Consider the following 20,236-nt stretch of genomic DNA (forward strand, 5'->3'; position numbering starts at 1 on the left):
AGGCCCGCCAGATCCGCAGCCGGCACGGTATAGGTCCAGTTGCCGTCTGCTTCTACAGTAGTGGTGTAGATTTTACCGTTCAGGCTCAGGGTGACGGTCTGCCCGGCTTCCACGTTAGTGGTCGCGCCGGACAGCACCAGATCCGCCCCTTTCTCCGCCGCGTTGATCACGTCGTCGGTGGCAATGGCGTTGATGCTGATGGCAACGGTAGCCAGATCGACGGTCACGTCGTGGCTGATGGTAATCGGGTTACCCGCCGCGCTGTCGCCGGTGACGCTGATTTTCACGGTGCCTTCCGGCCACGCGCTCACGTCCGCAGACGGAACCGCCGCGCTCCAGGTGCCGTCCGCCAGCACCGTCGCCGCATAGTCTTTGCCGTTCACGGTAACGGTCAGCGCCGTGCCCGCCGCCAGCCCGTCGCTGGAGCCGGTGACGATCAGGTTCTGCGCATGCTCAATGCTGTTGACCACGTCGTCGCCCGCCACGGTGTTCACGCGCAGGCCCGGCAGGTTAGCGTCTATCGCGATCTCACGCTCGCCGCTGCCGNCCGTGCCCGCCGCCAGCCCGTCGCTGGAGCCGGTGACGATCAGGTTCTGCGCATGCTCAATGCTGTTGACCACGTCGTCGCCCGCCACGGTGTTCACGCGCAGGCCCGGCAGGTTAGCGTCTATCGCGATCTCACGCTCGCCGCTGCCGCTGTTGCCCACGCCGTTCGTCACGCTGGCGGTTACAGTCAGATCGCCGTTGCCCAGCGCCGTCAGGACCGATTCCGGTACATCGACGGACCAGGTCAGATCGCTCTGCACCGTTGCGGTGTAGCTGTTGCCGCCAATCGTTACGGTCACGGTGTTGCCCGCTTCGGCATTCACCACGGTGCCGCTAATAGTCTGGCCTGCGGCCACTTCTGCCGCGTTGATGACGTCATCGCCTGCCACGGTGTTGATCGTGACGCCCGGCAGAACGGACTCCACGTTGACGGTGTTCGAGGTGCTGGTGCTGTTGCCGACGCTGTCCGTTGCGGAGGCAGTGACGGTGTAAAGCGCTTCACCCAGTTGACCTACTTCGCTCGCCGGAACGGTCGTGGACCATTTACCGTTGGCCTCAACCGTGGCGCTGTAGGCTTTGCCGTTGAGCATCACGGTCACCACCGCGCCCGCCGCCAGTCCGGAAGCCGTACCGGTGATGGTCAGATCCTGCGTTTTCTCGCTGCTGTTGATCACATCGTCACCGGAGACGGTGTCGATGGTCAGCACCGGCGCGCTCAGGTTGACTTCCACCTCGCGCGTCGCGCTGTTGCTGTTTCCGGCTTTGTCGGTCAGCGCCGCGGTGATGGTGTAATCCCCGGGGGTCAGGGCACCGACGTCCGCCGCAGGCACGCCCACGCTCCAGTTGCCGGACGCATCCAGCGTCGCCGTGTAATCTTTGTTATTGATGGTGACGGTCACCACGTCGCCCGCCGCCGCGCCGGTCACTGAGCCGGTAACGATCAGAGCCTGCCCGTGCTCGGCGCTGTTGATCACGTCGTCATCGGAAACGGTGTTGATGGTCAGCTGTGGCACGGTGGTATCGACCAGCACATCGCGAGCCGCGGAGGCCGGGTTGCCCGCTTTGTCCGACACGACGGCGCTGACGGTATAGTTCCCGTCGTTAATCGCGCCCAGATCCGCAGAAGGCACGGTCACGCTCCAGCTGCCGTTGGCCTGCACGGTGGTGGTGTAATTCACGCCGTTCAGCGTGACGGTCACGGTCTGGCCCGCTTCGGCGTTAGAGACGCCGTTGACGACCAGATCCTGCTGCGCTTCGGCGGCATTGATGATGTTGTTGTCGCTGACGATTTCGATGGAGACCGTCGGCGCGGTGGCGTCCACGCCGTACTCGCGTCCCGCCGAGGCGCTGTTGCCGTTCACGTTGGTGACGCTCACCTGCACGCTGGCGTCGCCATCCTTCAGGCCAGCCAGATCTGCCGACGGCACGGTCGCCGTCCAGTTGCCGCTGGCATCCACTTTCGCCGTGTAGGACTTGCCGCCGAACGTGATGTAAACCGTCTGGTTCTCTTCCACGTTGCTGGTGGTACCTGAAAGCACCAAATCTGCGCCTTTTTCTGCCGCATTAATCACGTCGTCGGTGGCAATCGCGTCAATGCTGATAGCAACCGTCGCCAGATCGACCTTCACGTCGTGGCTGATGGAGACCGGGTTGCCTGCCGCGCTATTTCCCTCGACCTTCACGGTGACCGTGCCTGCGCCGAGCGCGCTGACGTCTGCCGCCGGAATGGCCGCCGTCCAGGTACCGTCTGCCAGCACCGTGGCCGCGTAGGTTTTGCCGTTGACGATCACGCTCAGCGCCGCGCCCGCTGCCAGGCCGTCGCTGGAGCCGGTGATAATCAGGTTCTGCGCATGCTCAATGCTGTTAATCACGTCGTCGCCCGCCACGGTATCGACGCGCAGGCCCGGCAGATTGGCGTCGATGGTGATGTCGCGCTCGCCGAAGCCGGTGTTGCCGTGGCCGTTAGTGACGCTGGCTGACACCGTCACATCGCCGTTACCGATAGCGGTTAAGACCGTGGACGGCACGTTGACCGACCAGCTCAGATCGTCCTGAACCGTCGCGGTATACGTATTGCCGCCTATTGAAAGGGTGACAGTGTCACCGCTCGCAGCGCCGCTCACCTTCCCGCTCAGGGTTTGTCCGGAAGCGACTTCTGCCGCGTTAATCACGTCATCGATGGCGATTGCGTTAATGGTGACCTGCGGCAGCGCGCTGTCGACCAGCACGCTGTGGCTGGCGTTCGCGCCGTTGCCTGCGCTATCGGTCACGCTTGCCGTGACGGTATAGCTCGCTTCGCCCAGCGCAGAGACGTTCGCCGCCGGAACGGTCACGCTCCAGCCGCCGCTGGCGTTGGTGGTCGCGGCATAGCTGATGCCGTTCAGGATCACCGTAATGGCTGTACCTTCCGGCTGGTTGCTGGTGCCCGAAATCAGCAGATCCTGGCCTTTCTCGACCGCGTTTATCACGTCGTCAAGCGCCAGGGTATTGATGGCAATCTTCGGCGCGGCCAGGGAGACGTCAAATTCATGCGTGGCGGTGGTGCTGTTACCCGCTTTGTCGGTGAGGGTCGCGGAGATCGTCTGCTCGCCGTTAGCCAGCGCGCCCACGTCTGCCGCCGGAACGCCCACGCTCCAGCTTCCGGACGCGTCCAGCATCGCGGTGTAGTCTTTGCCGTTCAGGGTGACGGTAATGACGTCACCCGCCTGCGCGCCCGTGACCTTGCCGGAGACGATCAGCGCCTGGCCGTGCTCGGCAATATTCACGATGTCGTCGCCCGCAACGATGTTAAAACTAATCTGCGGCACGGTGGTATCCACCAGCACGGAGGCGTCCGCGCTGGCCGGGTTGCCCGCTTTGTCGGATACGGAAGCCGTGACCGTGGCGTTACCGTCGGTAATGCCCGCCAGATCGGCTGCCGGCACCTCCAGCGTCCAGCTACCGTCAGCCTGCACCTGCGCGGTGTACTGGTTGCCGTTGAAGGTTACGGTGACCGTCTGGCCTGCTTCGGCAGTGGACGTCCCGCTCAGGGTCAGATCCTGCGCTGCCTCAGCCGCATTCAGCATGTTGTCGCCGCTGATGGTATTGATGGTCACCGTTGGCGCGGCGGTATCGACGCTGAACCCCTGCGCAGACGACGCCGCGTTGCCGTTCACGTTGCTCACGCTGACCTGCACGCTGGCGTCGCCGTCCTTCAGGCCGCTCAAATCGGCTGCCGGTACGGTGTACGTCCAGTCGCCGTTGGCGTTCACCGTCGTGGTGTAGGTTTTACCCGCAAAGGTGATGGTGACGGTCTGGCCCGCTTCTACGTTCGCGGAGGAGCCGGAAAGCACAAGATCCTGGCCTTTTTCTGCCGCGTTGAGCACGTTGTCCGCGGTCACGCTGTTGATGCTGACGGCGACCGGCGCGAGATCGACGTCCACGACGGTGCCGATAGTCACCGGGTTGCCGGAAGGATCCTGCGCGCTTGCCTTGATATCCAGCGAACCGTCCGCCCACTGGGACACGTCCGCTGCCGGAACCGCCGCCTGCCAGGTACCGTCCGCCAGTACGGTTGCGGAATAGATCTTGCCGTTAATGGTCACCGTGACGGTGCTGCCCGCTGCCAGATCGGTGCTTGAACCGGAAACAATCAGGTTCTGAGCGTGCTCAATGACGTTAATGACATCATCACCCGCCACGGTATCAATACGCAGGCCCGGCAGTTGGGCGTCGATGGTGAAGTCCAGCGAAGACGAACCGGTATTGCCGTGCGCGTTGGTGACGCTGGCCGATACGGTCAGATCGCCGTTGCCGAGCGCGGTTAACTGGCTCTCGGTTAACGGCAGGCTCCATGAGAGATCGTCCTGCACGGTAGCGGTGTATGTCTGCCCGCCGAGGATAATCGTGACGGTATCGCCCGATGCCGCGTTAGAGACCTTCCCGGTCAGGGTTTGCCCTGCGGTGACTTCCGCCGCGTTGACGATATTGTCTGTCGCGAAAGTGTTGATAGTGACGACCGGCAACGCGCTGTCCACCAGCACATCGTGCGAGGTTGAGGCGCTGTTGCCCACATTATCGGTAACGCTCGCCGTCACGGTGTAATTGGCTTCGCCCAGCGCGCTCACCGCAGAGGCAGGCACGGTGACGCTCCAGCTGCCGCTGGCGTTAGTGATGGTGGTGTAGTTGATACCGTTCAGGTTTACGGTGATGGTGGTCCCTTCCGGCTGGTTGCTGGTACCGGAAAGCAGCAGATCTTCACCCTTCTCTGCCGCATTGATCACGTCATCTACGGCCAGGGTGTTAATACCGATAACAGGCGTCACGGTATTCACCACCACATCCAGAGAACTGCTGCCGGTGTTGCCGGAGCGATCGGTCACGGAGACGTTAATGGTCCAGGTGCCGTCCGTCAGCCCCTGAACGACGGATGCAGGCAGGCCGAGGCTCCAGTTGCCCGCCGCGTCCACCGCGGTGGTGTAGTCCACGTTATTAATAGTGATGGTGACCAAATCGCCCGCCGCCGCACCGGTGACGGAGCCGCTCAGGATCTGCGCCTGAGAATGGGCCAGCTGGTTAACGGTGTTGGTGTCGGTGACAAAGTCATTAATGGTCACCTGCGGCACGGTGGCATCCACCAGACCAACGCGGTCCGCACTGCTGCTGTTACCTGCCACGTCGCTGACGGAGGCCGTCACGGTGACAGTGCCGTCTGCCAGCGCGCCAACGTCGGCGGCAGGCACGTTCAGCGTCCAGGTGCCGTCAGCTTGTACGGTAGTTTGATAGTTTTTGCCGTTCAGCGTCACGGTGACCGTCTGGCCCGCTTCAGCGGTTGTGCTGCCGCTGAGCACCAGATCCTGCTGCGCTTCTGCCGCATTGATGATGTTGTCGTCGGTCAGATTATCGAGCGTAATGGTCGGCGGCTGCGTATCGACGGTCACCACGCGTGAGGCGTCCGCGCTGTTGCCGTTGACGTTGGTCACGCTGACGCTTACCTGCGCCCGCCCGTCGATCAGCGTTTCCATGGCGTGCGCCGGGACGGTCAGGCTCCAGGAGCCATCCTGCTGCACCTGCGCGGTAAAAGTCTGGTCGGCAAATTTCACCACCACGGTTTGCCCCGCCTCCACGCCCTGCGTCTGGCCGGAAAGGGTTAAATCGCTCCCTTTTTCTGCCGCGTTCAGCAGGTCATCGCCGGAGACGGTATCAATGGTGACCGCCACGGCGTTGAGATCGAGTTCAATCGGGTGTTCAGCCGCAACGGTGTTGCCCCAGGCATCTTCTGCGCTGACGCTGACCGTCATACCTCCGGCCGTCCAGGCCTGCAGATCCGCAGCAGGAACGCCAATGCTCCAGCCGCCGCTGGCGGTCACCACGGCGGGATAGTCGACGTTGTTAATGGTGACGACTATCGGCGTACCTGCGGCCAGATGGGTGCTGCCGCCGGTGACGGTCAGGTCCTGCTGCTGCTCAATGGCGTTGATTACGTCATCGCCGGAAATGGTGTTTACGCGCAGACCCGGCAGTTCCGCGTTGATATTGATATCGCGCTCGCCGGTGCCGGTATTACCGTGCCCGTTGGTCACGGAGGCGGTAAAGGTCAAATCCCCGTCGCCGAACGCCTGAAGATCCGCTGAAGGGATCGTGACGTCCCAGGTCAGATCGCTGCCCACCGTGGCGCTGTAACTCTTACCGCCAACGGTAACAGACACCGTATCGCCCGCCGCCGCGCCGATAACGCGGCCACTGAGGGTTTGGTCCACGCCCGCTTCGGCGTTATTAACCAGGTTATCCCCCGCAAAGGTGTTAATGATCACCTTCGGCAGCACGGTATCGACCAGCAGATTCGCCTCTGCGGAGCCGCTGTTACCCACGCTGTCGGTGCCGCTGACGCTGACGCTATAGAGGGTGTTCGCCAGATTCAGGACGTCGGATACCGGCACCTGAACCGCCCAGATACCGTTTTCGACGGTCGCCTGATAGTTGACGTTGTTCAGCGTCACGGTAACGGCGCTGCCGTCCGGCAGGTTGCTGGTGCCGCTCAGGCTCAGCGGCTGCATCGCCTCCCGGGCATTCAGCACGTTGTCCTGGCTGATGGCGTCAATCGTAAATTCCGGCGGGTTGCCGCTCAGCGCAATGCCGTGCGTGGCGCTACCGGTGTTCCCCGCTGCGTCGGTGACGGAGACGGCAAGGGTGTGGTTGCCCTCACCCAGCGCGCCGACGACGGAGGCAGGAACGCCCACGCTCCAGCTGCCGTCTGCCTGTACGATGCCGGTGAAGGTCTGGCCGCCAAGGGTCACGGTGACGACATCGCCTGCCGCCGCGCCGCTCGCCTGCCCGGAAATAATCTGCGCCTGGCCCTGCTCGCTGGTGTTGAGGATATCGTCGCCCGCGACGGTGTTGATGGTGACGACCGGCGCGTTGGTATCTACCGTGAAATCCGCGGTCACGGACGAACCGTTGCCCGCTTTGTCGCTGACGTTCACCGTCAGGGTGTGGTGACCCTCATTAAGGGCCTGCACCTCGCTGGCCGCCAGCGTGACGGACCAGGTGCCGTCGCTGCCCACCGTGGCGTTATAATTTTTGCCGTTCAGCGTCACCGTCACAATCTGCCCGGCTTCCGCGTTGGTTTTACCACTCAGCGTCAGCGGCTGGTTGTGCTCAGCGGCATTAATGATGTTGTCCTGCGCGAGCGTATCGACGGAGAGCGTTGGCGCAGCGGTATCCACGCCAATCGTCTGGCTTCCGCTCACGGTGTTACCCGCCGCGTCTTTGCCGCTGACGCTGACGGTCCAGGTACCGTCGCTGAGCGCCTGCGCGTCTGCCGCAGGCACGTTAACGCTCCACGCGCCGTCTGCTCCCACCTGAGCGGTGTAGGTTTTGCCGTTCAGCGTTACGGAAACGTCGGTTCCCTGCGCCAGATGCTGACTGCTGCCGGACAGCGTAAAGCCTGCGGACTGTTCGCTGGCGTTAATCACGTTGTCACCCGCCGTTGTCGCCAGCGTAAGCGTGGCCTCGGACGTAGAAACGGTCACGGTGATGTTGCCCGCTGACGTGGTTTTACTGCCGTCGATCTGCACCACCGACCAGGTGTGCTCTCCGTCGGCCTGGGTCGGGAGTTTTACCGTCCAGGTGCCGTCTTTACCGACCATCGCGCTGGCGATGGTACTGCCGCTGCCGTCTTTAATCTGGATGGTCGCGCCCGGCTGACCGGTACCGCTGAAGGTCGGCGCGTTATCGTCCGTGAGGGCGTTTGCGCTCAGCACTCCCTGCTTGTCGCCCACCTTGTCCGACAGCAGGAAGGTCGGCGTGGCGCTTTCCACTTCTTTGGTGTTATCAATGACTTTCGTTTTGGTTTCGCCGTCACCGCCGTGGGCCAGCAGTGCGCCGATAGCACCGCCGCCTAACGCCGCCCCTGCAATCCAGCCCCACGGGGCATCGCTCAGGGCGCTTCCCTGCTCCAGGAAGGGTTCAATGCTGCTAATGGGTGTGGCCTGCGCGATTAATTCAGTAGCGGCAACGCCTGACGCTTCCCCGGCATCGGCAAAAGAGAGATGAGTCAGTTCCTGCCCGTCGTTGAACACCAGCTCTGACTGATGTTGGGTTTCAGGATCTTCAACAAAATAGTTATTGCAGCGAATAACGCTGCCGTCCTTCATATAAATGAGAAGGTCTTTACCCTGGCGGACATAACGCACCACGTCCTGAGCAGAGCCCTGAATTTCAATCACGCTCGGCGATGAAATAGAGACCGACAGATTTCCTTCGCCGGTTAATTTCGTTTTCTCCGCCGTTTTGCGAATGATGACATCAACAACCTTTACGTTACTCATATTCCTCTCCTTGCAGGTGTACGGATCCCTGTGGATATATCCACCAGACGGATGTAGCTATCCCTGGGAAAAAACACCCATTATTTTCAGACTTATTTCGTGCAGCTATGCGTGGCTTTTGTTAACTCAAATCGGGTAATTTTGCGGCAGCGTTTTTCTCTATTCCAATAAGCGGCATTAAATTATCAACCGCGGAAGCATAATTAATTGCCGAACTCCAGCCATCATACTCGGCGATTATTTTCGCCGACGTGGCCTGCCAGACATCCTGCTCAACGCTGAGCAAATCATTAATGCTCCGCTTGCTCAGGGTGTATTCATTTTTATAAACCTCGCGGGCCCGCAGCGCATTTTCCAGCTGCCGCTTCCCGGCCTCCATTCTTCCCCGTGCGCCGGTCCAGTCAGCTTGCGCGACGGAGGCCTTTTGCAGCACGTCGAAACGCGCCTGATCGACCTGAGAGGACGCCATCGCTCGTGCACCCTCAGCCTGACGCACGCGTGCGGATACCGCGCCGCCCTGATAAAGCGGTGCGTCAATATTGAGCTGGATCTGGTCGTCCCAGTATGAGCGGTTGTCCGACTCGTAACGCGTGCGTCCCCCCTTCAGGCTCAGGGTTGGCCAGTGCTGGGACTTCGCCGTTTCAACGCCATACTGGGCCGAACGTTCCATATTCTGCGCGGCCATTACCGCCGGTATTAACGAATAATCAATGCGGTTGAGCGAATCCGGCTCAACGGCGAGGTTTGCGGGTACCGGCGAATAATGATCTGCCTGCATTCCGGTTAATACCGCGAGCCTTGCGCGGGCGCTGTTCAACGCGGCGTTATACTGCGCCACCGTCGCCTGCATGCCGGCAATACGCGTGCGGGTCTGGAGTTCATCGGAGGTGGAACTCACGCCCGCATCGGCGCGCAGTTTTGCCAGCTGCTCCACGTTTTTCAGTGCCTGAACATTCTCTTTTGCCGCCTGTAGCAGATCGGAATAACGTTTGACCTCCACGTAGCCGAGCGCCGTTTTTTCCGCCACGTCAGAAAGCGTGGTCATCAGCTGGTAGCGGTAGCTATCGCGCTGTGCGGAAGACTGGCTGATGCTGTTGTTAGTCTTGCCAAAATCGTATATCAGCTGGGTCAGGCTCACCCCCCAGGCCGCAGAGTTCTTCAGCGAACCGCTGGAATCGGTGGTCTGGCTATGCCCCGTACTTCCGTTCAACGCTATTTGCGGCATCCAGCCGCTGCGCGCCTCGTCTATTTGCGCCTGACCAATACCTAACTGCGCGGCCTGCTGGCTAATTGACGGATCGCGATCGATAGCGAAAAGAATACTTTCTTTTAAGGTCGTCGTTGCCATCGGGGCAATACCCACCGCACCACTATTGGCATAAGCCGTATTTAGGGCTAGTGAAATTAACGCCAGCGTAGCTATAAATTGGCGTGAAACAGGCTTGCGTAATATCGTCATTTTATCTCCCTGACTCTGAGTGATACTCAAGCAATTACCCAAAAAGAGGTACAGATAATTAGACAAATATCTTATTTAACTTCCTCGCTAAATTTCAGGTAAAGCTCCCCATACCCATTTCCGATGGAGATGAGATCCGCCTTTGTCTTATTAAATTTAAGAAATTACTTATTTCATAAGTTGATTTGCAGCATAACAAAATGTGGTATAGGCCACTACACCCACAATGTTAATGCGGTGTTACATATAAGAAAAAACATGGGGTTTCTGGACAAAACTCCGAAAGTAGCCTTTCAGATGAAACATCAAAACACACTGTAATTTAAGGAAAATTCTTAATCTCCTCTGCGCACATTTTTGCGTTAATTTCTGAGCGGGTCAGACACAAAGATTTTCAAAGAAGTGTCAACTTAAGTAAGAGCCATCGATTTGTTGAAAAATAATTCCAATAAAAAACATAAATCAGACATTAAATGCTTTATTTTAATTACTTATCAGCATATTCCACCAGTTAATGACAATGCGTTGGTTACATAACCCAAATCGTTGATTAAAACATAACATTAACACTGTGGTTAACATTCAGAACGGCTTAATGATATCCGCTTAATATAATTCCAATAATTAAACATCAACCTGGTTTACGATGCCCCTTCCTTCTGCGTCAAAATGCTGTATTATGCAATTTATTGCGACATTTTGCAGGATTGCTGCCCATGCACAAAACCGCACGTCAACGCTATGTCCTTGATATTCTCAGTGAACAAGGTCAGGCCAGCATCACCGAGCTGGCAGAAAAGCTGCAGGTTTCGGCGGATACCGTTCGTCGGGATCTGACCGATCTGGAAAATCAGGGGCTTGCCCAGAAGAATCACGGCGGGGCTATTGCTCTGAATCTTTCGGCTATGAATCGTCAGGGCCGCAATACCCTGCTGCCGGAAACCAAGCAGCGTCTGGGGAAACAGGTTGCGCAGGCGGTTCCGCCGGGTTCCACCCTGTTTCTGGATGCCGGCAGTACGGTGATGGCCGTCGCCACTTATCTGCAGGGGCCTCACACCGTGATCACTACCTCGCTGGATATCGCCCAGCATTTTAGCGACCGGGGAGACATTGAGCTTATTCTGCTCGGCGGAAAATGGGACCCGAAGCAGCGCCTGTTTGCCGGCAGCGCCACGTTGTCCCTGCTGTCACGCTATCGGGCCGATATCGCCATTCTCGGTGCGTGCGCCCTTCATGCCGAACTCGGTTTGAGTGCCGGTAAAGAAGCGGATGCCGAGGTGAAACGCGCGATGCTCGCCGCAAGCCATGCGCACTGGATTGTTGCCGATCACCTGAAAGTTAACCGCTGCGAGCCGTATCTGGTCTCCGGGCTAACCGATATTCATCAACTCTTTTTAGATCGTCCCTGGCCTGAGCTTGGGGACCCTGGCGCATTACGGGTCACGGTGTGCGCGCAATAACGTGGAGAAGGTCATGAGTAAAGTTCAAACAATCAACATTGCGCTGATCGGGTATGGTTTTGTCGGTAAAACCTTCCATGCCCCGCTGATCCAGTCCGTGGACGGGCTCAAGCTGGCGGTGGTCTCTTCCCGTGATGAAGAGAAAGTGAAGCGCGATCTTCCGGATGTGCTGGTGGTAGCCACGCCCGAAGAAGCCATTCAACATCCTGATGTTGACCTGGTGGTTATTGCCTCCCCTAACGCCACCCACGCGCCGCTGGCGACGCTGGCCCTGAACTCGGGAAAACACGTGGTCGTGGATAAGCCTTTCACCCTGGACATGCAGGAAGCCCGGGACCTGATTGCCCTGGCGGATGAAAAGCAGCTTCTGCTCTCCGTTTTCCACAACCGCCGCTGGGACAGCGATTTCCTCGGCATTAAGCAGATTATTGAGCAAGGCACGGTTGGCAAGGTTAAACATCTGGAGTCGCATATTGACCGCTTCCGCCCGGAAGTGCGCGTGCGCTGGCGCGAGCAGAACGTCCCCGGCAGCGGTCTGTGGTTTGACCTGGGCCCTCACCTGATCGACCAGACGCTTCAGCTGTTTGGCCTGCCAGAGTCTGTTCAGGGAAATATCGCCACGCTGCGCGACGGCGCAGAGGTTAACGACTGGGCGCACGTGGTCCTCAATTACCCGGATCATAAGGTGGTTCTGCATGCCAGCATGCTGGTGGCTGGCGGTACGGCGCGCTTTACCGTTCACGGGGACAAAGGCAGCGTGGTGAAAGCCAGAATCGATCAGCAGGAAGCGCAGCTGCTGGCTGGCGTAATCCCCGGCAGCGACGCCTGGGGCGAAGACGACGACAGCATGGTGTTCTTCGGAGCTGATGGTAAACCCCAAACGATTGCCACGCCAAAGGGCGATCAGCGGCAGTACTACATCAACGTGCGGGATGCGATGCTCGGGAAGATCGCCAATCCCGTTCACCCTGTCGAGGCGTTAGCGGTCATGGCTGTTCTGGAAGCGGCGGTGAAATCGTCAGAGACGGGGTCAACGCAGACGCTGGCGTTAACTGATGAAGAGTGTGCTCTTCTGGGTTAAAAAACAAGCCGGGTGGCGCTGCGCCGCCCGGCACGAGTTAAAGATTACTGACGCTTATTCGGCATCATGCGCAAAAGAGTATTATCTTTCCAGAAATAGTGGTGCATCAGCGCCGCAAAGGCGTGCAGACCAATCACGAAATAGCCCAGGTTTGCCAGCGTAACGTGCCACTCCTTCAGCACATCCACCAGGTCAAAATTCCCCTCCGCCGCGTGAGGCATCGCCAGACCAAAGGCGAACCAGTCGTTTCCACGGTTATACATCATTACAATGCCAATCAGCGGCAGCGCAATAAACAGCAGATAGACGATCAGATGCCCAAGGTGGGACATACCGGTAATCATCGCTTTAGGTTTAGGTTGAATGGGCGGTGCGGGAAACTTCAGGCGGATCAGCAATCTCGCCACCATCAGCACCAGAACCGATATGCCGCAGGAGACATGGATCATGTTAATAAGCGGTCGGTCGGAACGCGGGAAAAAGCCCCTGAATTCCATCGCGCAGTAGGCGACAACGATTAACAAAAACACCAGCCAGTGAATCGTGATTTGCAGGCTTGTATATTTAGTGCGCATGGGATTTCCTGAAAAAAAACAGTCACCGCGCCAACATAATCTCCTTTCCTTAAAAATTCATTAACTTTTCTGTATGGTTTTTCAAATACTTCCCCTCGCATGAAGCATCTTCAATTGCTGCCCTGCCCGTGATGGTCTAAGCCTGGATGAGTTCAAACTGTCGTATCGACACGTTCACAGGAGAACACCATGAGTAAAATTGGCATTAACGGATTTGGACGCATTGGACGCCTTGTGCTGCGCCGCCTTCTTGAAACCCAGGACAGCAATACCGTCGTCGCCATCAACGACCTCACCTCCCCGAAAGTCCTGGCCTACCTGCTCAGGCATGATTCCAACTACGGTGGCTTCCCCTGGAGCGTAGACTTCACCGAGGATGCGCTGATTGTCGCCGGTAAAACCATCGCGGTGTACGCCGAAAAAGAGGCAAAGCACATTCCGTGGAAAGCCGCGGGCGTGGATATCGTCGTGGAGTGCACCGGCTTTTATACCTCAGAAGAAAAATCGCGGGCGCACCTGGACGCCGGTGCGAAGAAAGTGCTGATTTCGGCGCCCGCGGGTGAGATGAAGACCATCGTCTATAGCGTCAATGACGATACCATTGACGCCAGTGATACCATTATTTCCGTCGCGTCCTGCACCACCAACTGCCTCGCCCCGCTGGCAAAAGCCCTGAACGACGCGTTTGAAATTAAAGTGGGCACCATGACCACCATTCATGCCTATACCGGCACCCAGGCGCTGGTGGATGGCCCGCGCGGGAAAGATCTGCGCGCCTCGCGGGCGGCGGCAGAAAATATTATTCCTCATACCACCGGTGCGGCGAAAGCCATCGGCCTGGTGATCCCCGCGCTCAGCGGCAAACTAAAGGGTCACGCCCAGCGCGTGCCGGTGAAAACCGGATCGGTAACCGAGCTGGTAGCGATTCTGGGTAAAAAGGTGACGGTCGAGGAGATCAACGCCGCGTTGAAAAAGGCGACCCAGGGGAATAAATCGTTCGGTTATACCGATGACGAGATTGTGTCGTCAGATGTGATTGGCTCGCACTATGGTTCGGTGTTTGACGCCACGCAGACGGAGGTGTCAGAAGCGGGAGACCTGCAGCTGGTGAAAGCCGTTGCCTGGTATGACAACGAGTATGGGTTTGTGACGCAGCTGGTGCGGACGCTGGATAAGTTTGCGGCGCTGTGATTTTCCCCGCACCCTAACCCTCTCCCCAATGGGGCGAGGGGATTGTTCCGTGCCTAAATTATTTTACGTGCGCCCTTCAGGACAGGATCCTGCTGTAGCTGTTCCCACGCGACAGTCACCGCCTCCGGAAAGGCAACGTGGGCGATAAAATCCCGCCCGGCCGGGCCATAGCCGTTAACGTCATCATACAGCCGCGGCAGTTCACCCAGAACCAGCGACAGATACCGGTCAACGGGCCACAGCCCGGCGTTGACCCCACTAAACTCCACGCCCTCTGTGCCGTTTTGCAGCGCTGGCGTAAACCCGGGATGGCTGATCCACTGCGGTGATGCGGGTTCATCGCGGCACACGCGGGCAAACGTCGCCATCGTGCGGCGCTGCATCGTTGGGTCCTGTACCACCAGCACGCGCCCGCTTGTCCGCTGACGCTCTTTTAGTATGTTCCAGCTAAAGCGCGCGTTTTCACCGCAGTTGGTGGAGCGATCTTCAACCCACACACGCGCCTCGGGGATCTGCCAGAACGCCCGCGCAATATCGGCGAGAATGCTCGCTTCGGCCCGCCCTTCGACTTGTAAGGTGTGATAACGCGGATGATTGCCGATAGCTGAATATAAAAACGCGGTTGAATGACCAATACCGCCGCTAATCAGGAGCGGGATTTCTCGCTGCGCGGCAATACGGCAGGCTGCCTCAATGGTCGGGATCACCGCGTTCCCTGCCAGAATTACCGCATCGACGTCCGGGTGCAGGCGGCTGCCGCTCAGGTCGTCCTGCGCCAGCCATTCACCGACAGTATTGATGGCCGCCAGCGTGGCATCCGGCAGGATGGGAAAATGGGTCTGTTCCATGATGAACTCCTTCTCACTATCCCTTCAGGGTAGCGACTTCAGGTTCTCAACACAACGGCGACATCGGGCCGCTCTTTTTCCTTAAATTTCCCTCGTACATTTGATTAACATGCGCAAATCATATTCACTTGAATTATCATTTGCGGCAGACGTAGAATCGCTAGCCCGCTAATTATTCAATTATTTCTAAGGTAATGACGTTATGCGCCTGCCCGAACGCGACCCTTATGCTCCTCGCGAGTGGCAGCCCCATGAGAAACCCGCCCTGCTGGGTTCGCCTTCCACCCCCGAGCACAGTACGCCAAAACGCGTCGCCTATGGCGTCGTTGGGCTGCTGGTTTGCCTGACGGGGGCGCTGGGCAATGCGGTGGTCACCGCCAACCTGCAAAACCTGCAGGGGACCTTCGGGGCCTGGTCGACCGAAATCGCCTGGCTGCCCGCAGTCTATGTGATGACCAACATCTCCATTAACCTGCTGCTGGTCAAATTTCGTCAACAGTACGGCCTGCGCGCCTTTACGGAAGGTTTTCTGGTGCTGTACGTGCTGGTCACCTTTTTCCACCTGTTCGTTAACGACCTCAGCTCCGCGCTGATGGTACGCGCCGCGCACGGGATGGTGGCCGCCGCGCTCAGCTCGCTGGGGATTTACTACCAAATCCAGGCCTGGCCTGCGAAGCATCGCCTGAAGGCGCTTACCATCGGGATCACCGGATCGTCGCTCGCTATTCCGCTGGCGCGTCTGTTTTCCACTGAGCTTCTCCAGCTGGACGAGTGGCGCGGGCTCTATTTCTTTGAACTGGGGCTGGCGCTGATCTCCCTGGCCTGCGTAATCGCCTTAAAACTGCCGCCGGGTGACCGACGCAAGGTCTTCGAGAAGAAAGACTTTGTCACCTTCTTTTTACTGGCTCCCGGAATGGCCCTGCTCTGCGCCGTGCTCTCTTTAGGCCGTCTTGACTGGTGGTTCGAGGCGCCGTGGATCGGCTGGTCGCTGGCGCTATCGCTGGTGCTGATTGTTTCCGCCATCGTGTTTGAACATAACCGCGCCAACCCGCTGCTGAACACCCGCTGGCTGTCGAGCGGCAGCATCGTTCGCCTGGGGCTGATCATGCTGCTGATCCGCATCGTGCTGGCGGAGCAAAATACCGGCGTCATCGGCTGGCTGCAGTACGTGGGGTTACAGAATGAGCAGATGACCCATCTGGCGTGGTCTATTTTCGCCGGGATCGTCTGCGGGATCGTCACCAGCTGCCTCACCATCAAGCCCACAAAGCTGGCGTGGCCGATTATCACCTCTCTGGCGCTGATGATTGTTGCCTCGCTGCTGGACAGCCAGTCCAATAATCTGACCCGCCCGGATCAGCTGATGGTCAGCCAGTTCCTGCTGGGCTTCGGCAGCGCCTTCTTCCTGGCGCCCGCCATGCTGGCCGCCATTGGCGGGGTAATTGCCGACCCGCGCAACCTGGTCAGCTTTTCGGTCATGTTTGGCATGAGCCAGAACCTCGGCGGCCTGTTGGGATCGGCGATTCTCGGCACCTTCCAGACCTGGCGCGAGAAATACCACTCCAGCCTGCTGGCGGATCAGCTCACCACGCTTAACCCGCTGGTCAACGAGCGGATTCAGCTTTATACCCAGATGTATAAAAGCCTGATTGGCGACAGTACGCTGCTGGGAACGCAGGCCATTACCCAGCTACAGACGGTGACCACCCTTGAGGCAAATATTCTGGCCTACAACGATACTTATCTGCTGACGGCAAGCATCGCTGCCGCCACGCTGGTCTGGATTTTATGGCGCTTGCTGCGCCTGCGCATTACTGCCCGTATGGCGCTGAAGAACGCCACCGGCAACAAATAATTGTAATATTTCTGGAGAGTTTATGAGTCAGCAGGATGCCGCCAAAGAGCAGGCCAACACCCGCAAAAATGTGCGCATTGTTTCCGTTTTCACCGCCGCTGCCATCGGTATTGTTGGCGTGCTGGTCATTCTTTACGCCTGGCAGCTGCCGCCGTTTACCCGCCACGCGCAGTTTACCGACAACGCCTACGTGCGCGGCCAGACGACGTTCATTAGCCCCCAGGTTAATGGCTATATCACCGAGGTGAAGGTGCAGGACTTTGTGCAGGTCAAAAAAGGCGATCTGCTGTTGCAGATCGATGACCGCATCTATCGCCAGCGCGTCCATCAGGCCGAGGCGCAGCTGGCGATGAAAATTGCCGCGCTGAATAACAACCTGCAGCAGCGGAAAAGCGCCGAAGCGACCATTGCCAAAAATGAAGCCGCGCTGAAAAATGCCCGCGCCCAGAGCCTGAAAACCCAGGCGGATTTAAAGCGCGTGAAGGATCTGACGGCGGATGGGTCGCTTTCCATACGCGAGCGCGATGCCGCGCTGGCCAGTGCGGCTCAGGGCAGCGCGGATATCGACCAGGCGAAAGCCACGCTTGAGATGTCGCGCCAGGATCTGCAGACGGTGATTGTGAACCGCGGCGCGCTGGAGGCAGATGTTGAAAACGCCAAAGCGGCGCTGGAGCTGGCGCAGATTGACCTGCAAAACACCCGCATTATCGCCCCGCGCGACGGCCAGCTCGGCCAGATTGCCGTGCGTCTCGGCGCGTACGTGACCGCCGGAACGCACCTCACTACGCTGGTGCCGCCGCAGCACTGGGTGATTGCCAACATCAAAGAGACCCAGCTGGCGGAGCTGCGCGTCGGTCAGCCGGTGAAGTTTACCGTCGATGCCTTAAACAACAAAGCGTATCAGGGCCGCGTGGAGAGCATCTCTCCGGCGACCGGGGTTGAATTTAGCGCCATCACGCCGGACAACGCCACCGGCAACTTTGTCAAAATCGCCCAGCGTATTCCGGTGCGCATTGAGGTGCTCGGTAAGCCTGAAGAGTCCGCGCTGCTGCGTCCGGGTATGTCGGTACAGGTGACGATTGATACGCGGGAGGCGAAGCCATGATCCTTCGCCCGATAGCCGCGCTGGTGGGGGCGCTCATGCTGGCCGGATGCCAGTCCGTTGACGTCAAGCCGGCGCAGCCGACCCTGCAAATTCCGGCTCAATGGCGCGCCGTCTCAGGGCCAACCAGCCCGACGGAACAGCTCTGGTGGCGCAATTTTCATGACAACAACCTCAACCGCTATGTGGACCAGGCGCTAAAAAACAACAGCGACGTGCTGATCGCGCGGGAACGAATTAACGAATATCAGGCGCGGGTCTTTGCCGCCGACGGCAGCCTGTTTCCTTCGCTCGACGCGGTCGTAACCGGGACGCGCGCCCGTTCGCAATCCGCCGCCACCGGGTTGCCGGTCTACAGCACGCTGTACAGAGGCAGCCTGACGGCGAGCTATGACGTTGATATCTGGGGCGTCAACCGCAGCACGGCCAATGCCGCCGAAGCCTCGCTGGAGGCGCAAAAAGCCGCCGCCGCGGCTGCGGATCTCACCGTCGCCTCGTCCGTTGCCTCCGGGTACGTCACCCTGCTCTCGCTTGATGAACAGCTGCGCGTGACCGAATCCACGCTGAAATCACGCGAAGAGGCGTTTAATCTTGCCAAACGCCAGCTTGAGACGGGCTACAGTTCGCGCCTGGAGCTGATGCAGTCGGATTCCGAGCTTCGCTCAACGCGAGCGCAGGTGCCCGTGCTGCGGCATCAGATTGCGCAGCAGGAGAATGCCCTGAGCCTGCTGCTGGGAAGCAATCCCGGTGCGGTAGCGCGTAGCGAAAGCTTTGCGGCGCTGACGCCGCTCACGCTGCCGTCACAGCTGCCCTCCACGCTCCTGAATCGTCGGCCGGATATCGTGCAGGCTGAGCGACAGCTGGTTGCGGCTGATGCCTCGCTTGCCGCGTCACGCGCCAGCCTGCTGCCGTCAATCAACCTGACCGCAACCGGATCGATCCAGGATCGCACCCTTTCCGGCCTGCTGGATAACCCGCTCCAGCTCTGGAGCACAGGCGGCAGCATTCTCGCCCCGCTGCTGAACCGCCAGGCGCTGAACGCGCAGGTGGATATTTCCCAGTCCCAGCGTAACCAGGCGCTGTATGCGTATGAAAAAACCGTGCGTAACGCGTTTGCCGAAGTGAACAACAGCCTTGATGCCATTACGCGCTATCAGGAACAGCTGACGGAACTGCTTGCCCAGCGGGATGTGGCCCGGGAGACGCTGCGCATTGCGCAGAACCGCTATCGCAACGGTTATTCATCCTATCTTGACGTGCTGGACGCGCAGCGCACGCTGTACTCGGTCCAGACCAGCGTGGTGCAGGTAAAAAATAACCTGCTGCTGGCGCAGATTGATTTGTATAAAGCACTGGGCGGAGGATGGGTCAGTGCCTGAAAACCTGCCCGGTGGCGCTTTGCTTACCGGACCTGCATTTCGCACCCGTAGGCCGGGTAAGGCGTAGCCGCCACCCGGCAATCCCTCTAAAGGAGTCAATCTATGCAACAACAATGGTCTGCAGTAGATAATTACATGATTTCTTCGCTTATCCCTGAGGATGAGGTTCTACTGAAGGTTCTTGAGAACAACAAACGCGCCGGGCTACCCGAACACGATGTTGCGGCCAATCAGGGACAGCTGCTGGCGCTGTTCGTGCGCATGACGCAGGCAAGACGCATTCTTGAGATCGGTACGCTGGGTGCCTTTAGCTCTATCTGGATGGCGCGCGCCCTGCCGCCGGACGGAAAGCTGATTACGCTCGAGGCGGACCCAACGCATGCCGATGTTGCCCGCCAGAATATTCGCCTCGCGGGGCTGAACGATCGTATTGAATTAATAGAAGGCCCGGCGCTGAACTCGCTGGAGAATTTCGGTGACGTTCCGCCGTTCGACCTGATCTTTATTGATGCCGATAAGCCAAACAATCCCGGCTATCTGGAGTGGGCGCTGCACTATTCCCGTCCCGGCACGGTGATTATCGGCGATAACGTGGTCCGCGACGGCGAGGTCATTAACGGGCAAAGCGACGACGCGCGCGTGCTGGGCGTGCGGCGTTTTATCGAGATGACGGGGGATAATCCACGCTTAACCGCCACCGCGCTGCAAACGGTGGGGGTTAAGGGATGGGATGGGTTTACGCTGGCGATTGTGAATGTGTGAAAAAATGTGCGGGCTGATGCCCTCACCCCGACCCTCTCCCACAGGGAGGATCTGATAAAGTATTCCGTTTTCTCCCTGTGTCTCCCGACGTATTTCAAATTTTTGTACCCGCGAAATTAAAAAATCAGTCCGGTCAGAGCAAAATCAAAAAAAGTCCCCGCTCAAAAACA

Annotated in this window: 11 protein-coding genes; 7 read left to right on the forward strand and 4 right to left on the reverse strand. The window is 58.8% G+C overall.

Features of this window, described 5'->3' with window-relative positions; translation table 11 throughout:
• A partial coding sequence (locus A6013_RS00005) for an Ig-like domain-containing protein (protein ID WP_139128214.1) occupies window positions 1-8,354 on the reverse strand: 8,354 nt, incomplete at its 3' end.
• A 121-nt stretch (window positions 8,355-8,475) separates the two neighbouring features.
• Window positions 8,476-9,813 (reverse strand): TolC family outer membrane protein, encoded by a 1,338-nt coding sequence (locus tag A6013_RS00010; RefSeq protein WP_048999260.1) that lies wholly within the window; start codon window positions 9,811-9,813, stop codon window positions 8,476-8,478.
• A gap of 716 nt (window positions 9,814-10,529) precedes the next feature.
• Here A6013_RS00010 and A6013_RS00015 point away from each other — a divergent pair.
• Window positions 10,530-11,273, forward strand: coding sequence for a DeoR/GlpR family DNA-binding transcription regulator (locus A6013_RS00015; protein ID WP_069732291.1), 744 nt, complete (start codon window positions 10,530-10,532; stop codon window positions 11,271-11,273).
• Between the two features lie 13 nt (window positions 11,274-11,286).
• Window positions 11,287-12,354, forward strand: a complete 1,068-nt coding sequence (locus tag A6013_RS00020; RefSeq protein WP_063437351.1) for an oxidoreductase — start codon at window positions 11,287-11,289, stop codon at window positions 12,352-12,354.
• Window positions 12,355-12,398: 44 nt separating this feature from the next.
• On the opposite strand, the gene cybB is transcribed toward A6013_RS00020, so the two are convergent.
• Entirely contained in the window at window positions 12,399-12,929 is a 531-nt protein-coding gene (gene cybB / locus A6013_RS00025; protein WP_032644876.1) for a cytochrome b561, read from the reverse strand.
• Window positions 12,930-13,118: 189 nt separating this feature from the next.
• Between cybB and gap the strand changes: the two genes are divergently transcribed.
• The gene (gene gap / locus A6013_RS00030) at window positions 13,119-14,120 is read left to right on the forward strand and encodes a type I glyceraldehyde-3-phosphate dehydrogenase (protein ID WP_069732292.1); all 1,002 of its coding nucleotides are present in this window, start codon (window positions 13,119-13,121) and stop codon (window positions 14,118-14,120) included.
• Window positions 14,121-14,173: 53 nt separating this feature from the next.
• Here the strand turns inward: gap and A6013_RS00035 are convergent, their stop codons facing one another.
• Complete coding sequence (locus A6013_RS00035; RefSeq protein WP_069732293.1) at window positions 14,174-14,968, reverse strand: YdcF family protein; 795 nt, start codon at window positions 14,966-14,968, stop codon at window positions 14,174-14,176.
• A gap of 202 nt (window positions 14,969-15,170) precedes the next feature.
• On the opposite strand from A6013_RS00035, the gene A6013_RS00040 reads away from it, so the two are divergent.
• From A6013_RS00040 to A6013_RS00055, 4 genes are all read left to right on the forward strand, one after another.
• Complete coding sequence (locus tag A6013_RS00040; protein WP_048959898.1) at window positions 15,171-16,823, forward strand: MFS transporter; 1,653 nt, start codon at window positions 15,171-15,173, stop codon at window positions 16,821-16,823.
• A gap of 22 nt (window positions 16,824-16,845) precedes the next feature.
• Window positions 16,846-17,928 (forward strand): HlyD family secretion protein, encoded by a 1,083-nt coding sequence (locus A6013_RS00045; RefSeq protein WP_047368507.1) that lies wholly within the window; start codon window positions 16,846-16,848, stop codon window positions 17,926-17,928.
• Window positions 17,925-19,304, forward strand: a complete 1,380-nt coding sequence (locus A6013_RS00050) for an efflux transporter outer membrane subunit (protein ID WP_069732294.1) — start codon at window positions 17,925-17,927, stop codon at window positions 19,302-19,304. The genes A6013_RS00045 and A6013_RS00050 overlap by 4 nt, the downstream gene beginning before the upstream one ends.
• Before the next feature lie 102 nt (window positions 19,305-19,406).
• Window positions 19,407-20,066 (forward strand): O-methyltransferase, encoded by a 660-nt coding sequence (locus A6013_RS00055; RefSeq protein ID WP_069732295.1) that lies wholly within the window; start codon window positions 19,407-19,409, stop codon window positions 20,064-20,066.
• The last annotated feature ends 170 nt before the right edge of the window (window positions 20,067-20,236 follow it).

Origin of the sequence: Enterobacter sp. IF2SW-B1, assembly GCF_001743375.1 — a bacterium.
In the GTDB taxonomy this organism is placed as follows: Bacteria; Pseudomonadota; Gammaproteobacteria; order Enterobacterales; family Enterobacteriaceae; genus Enterobacter; species Enterobacter bugandensis.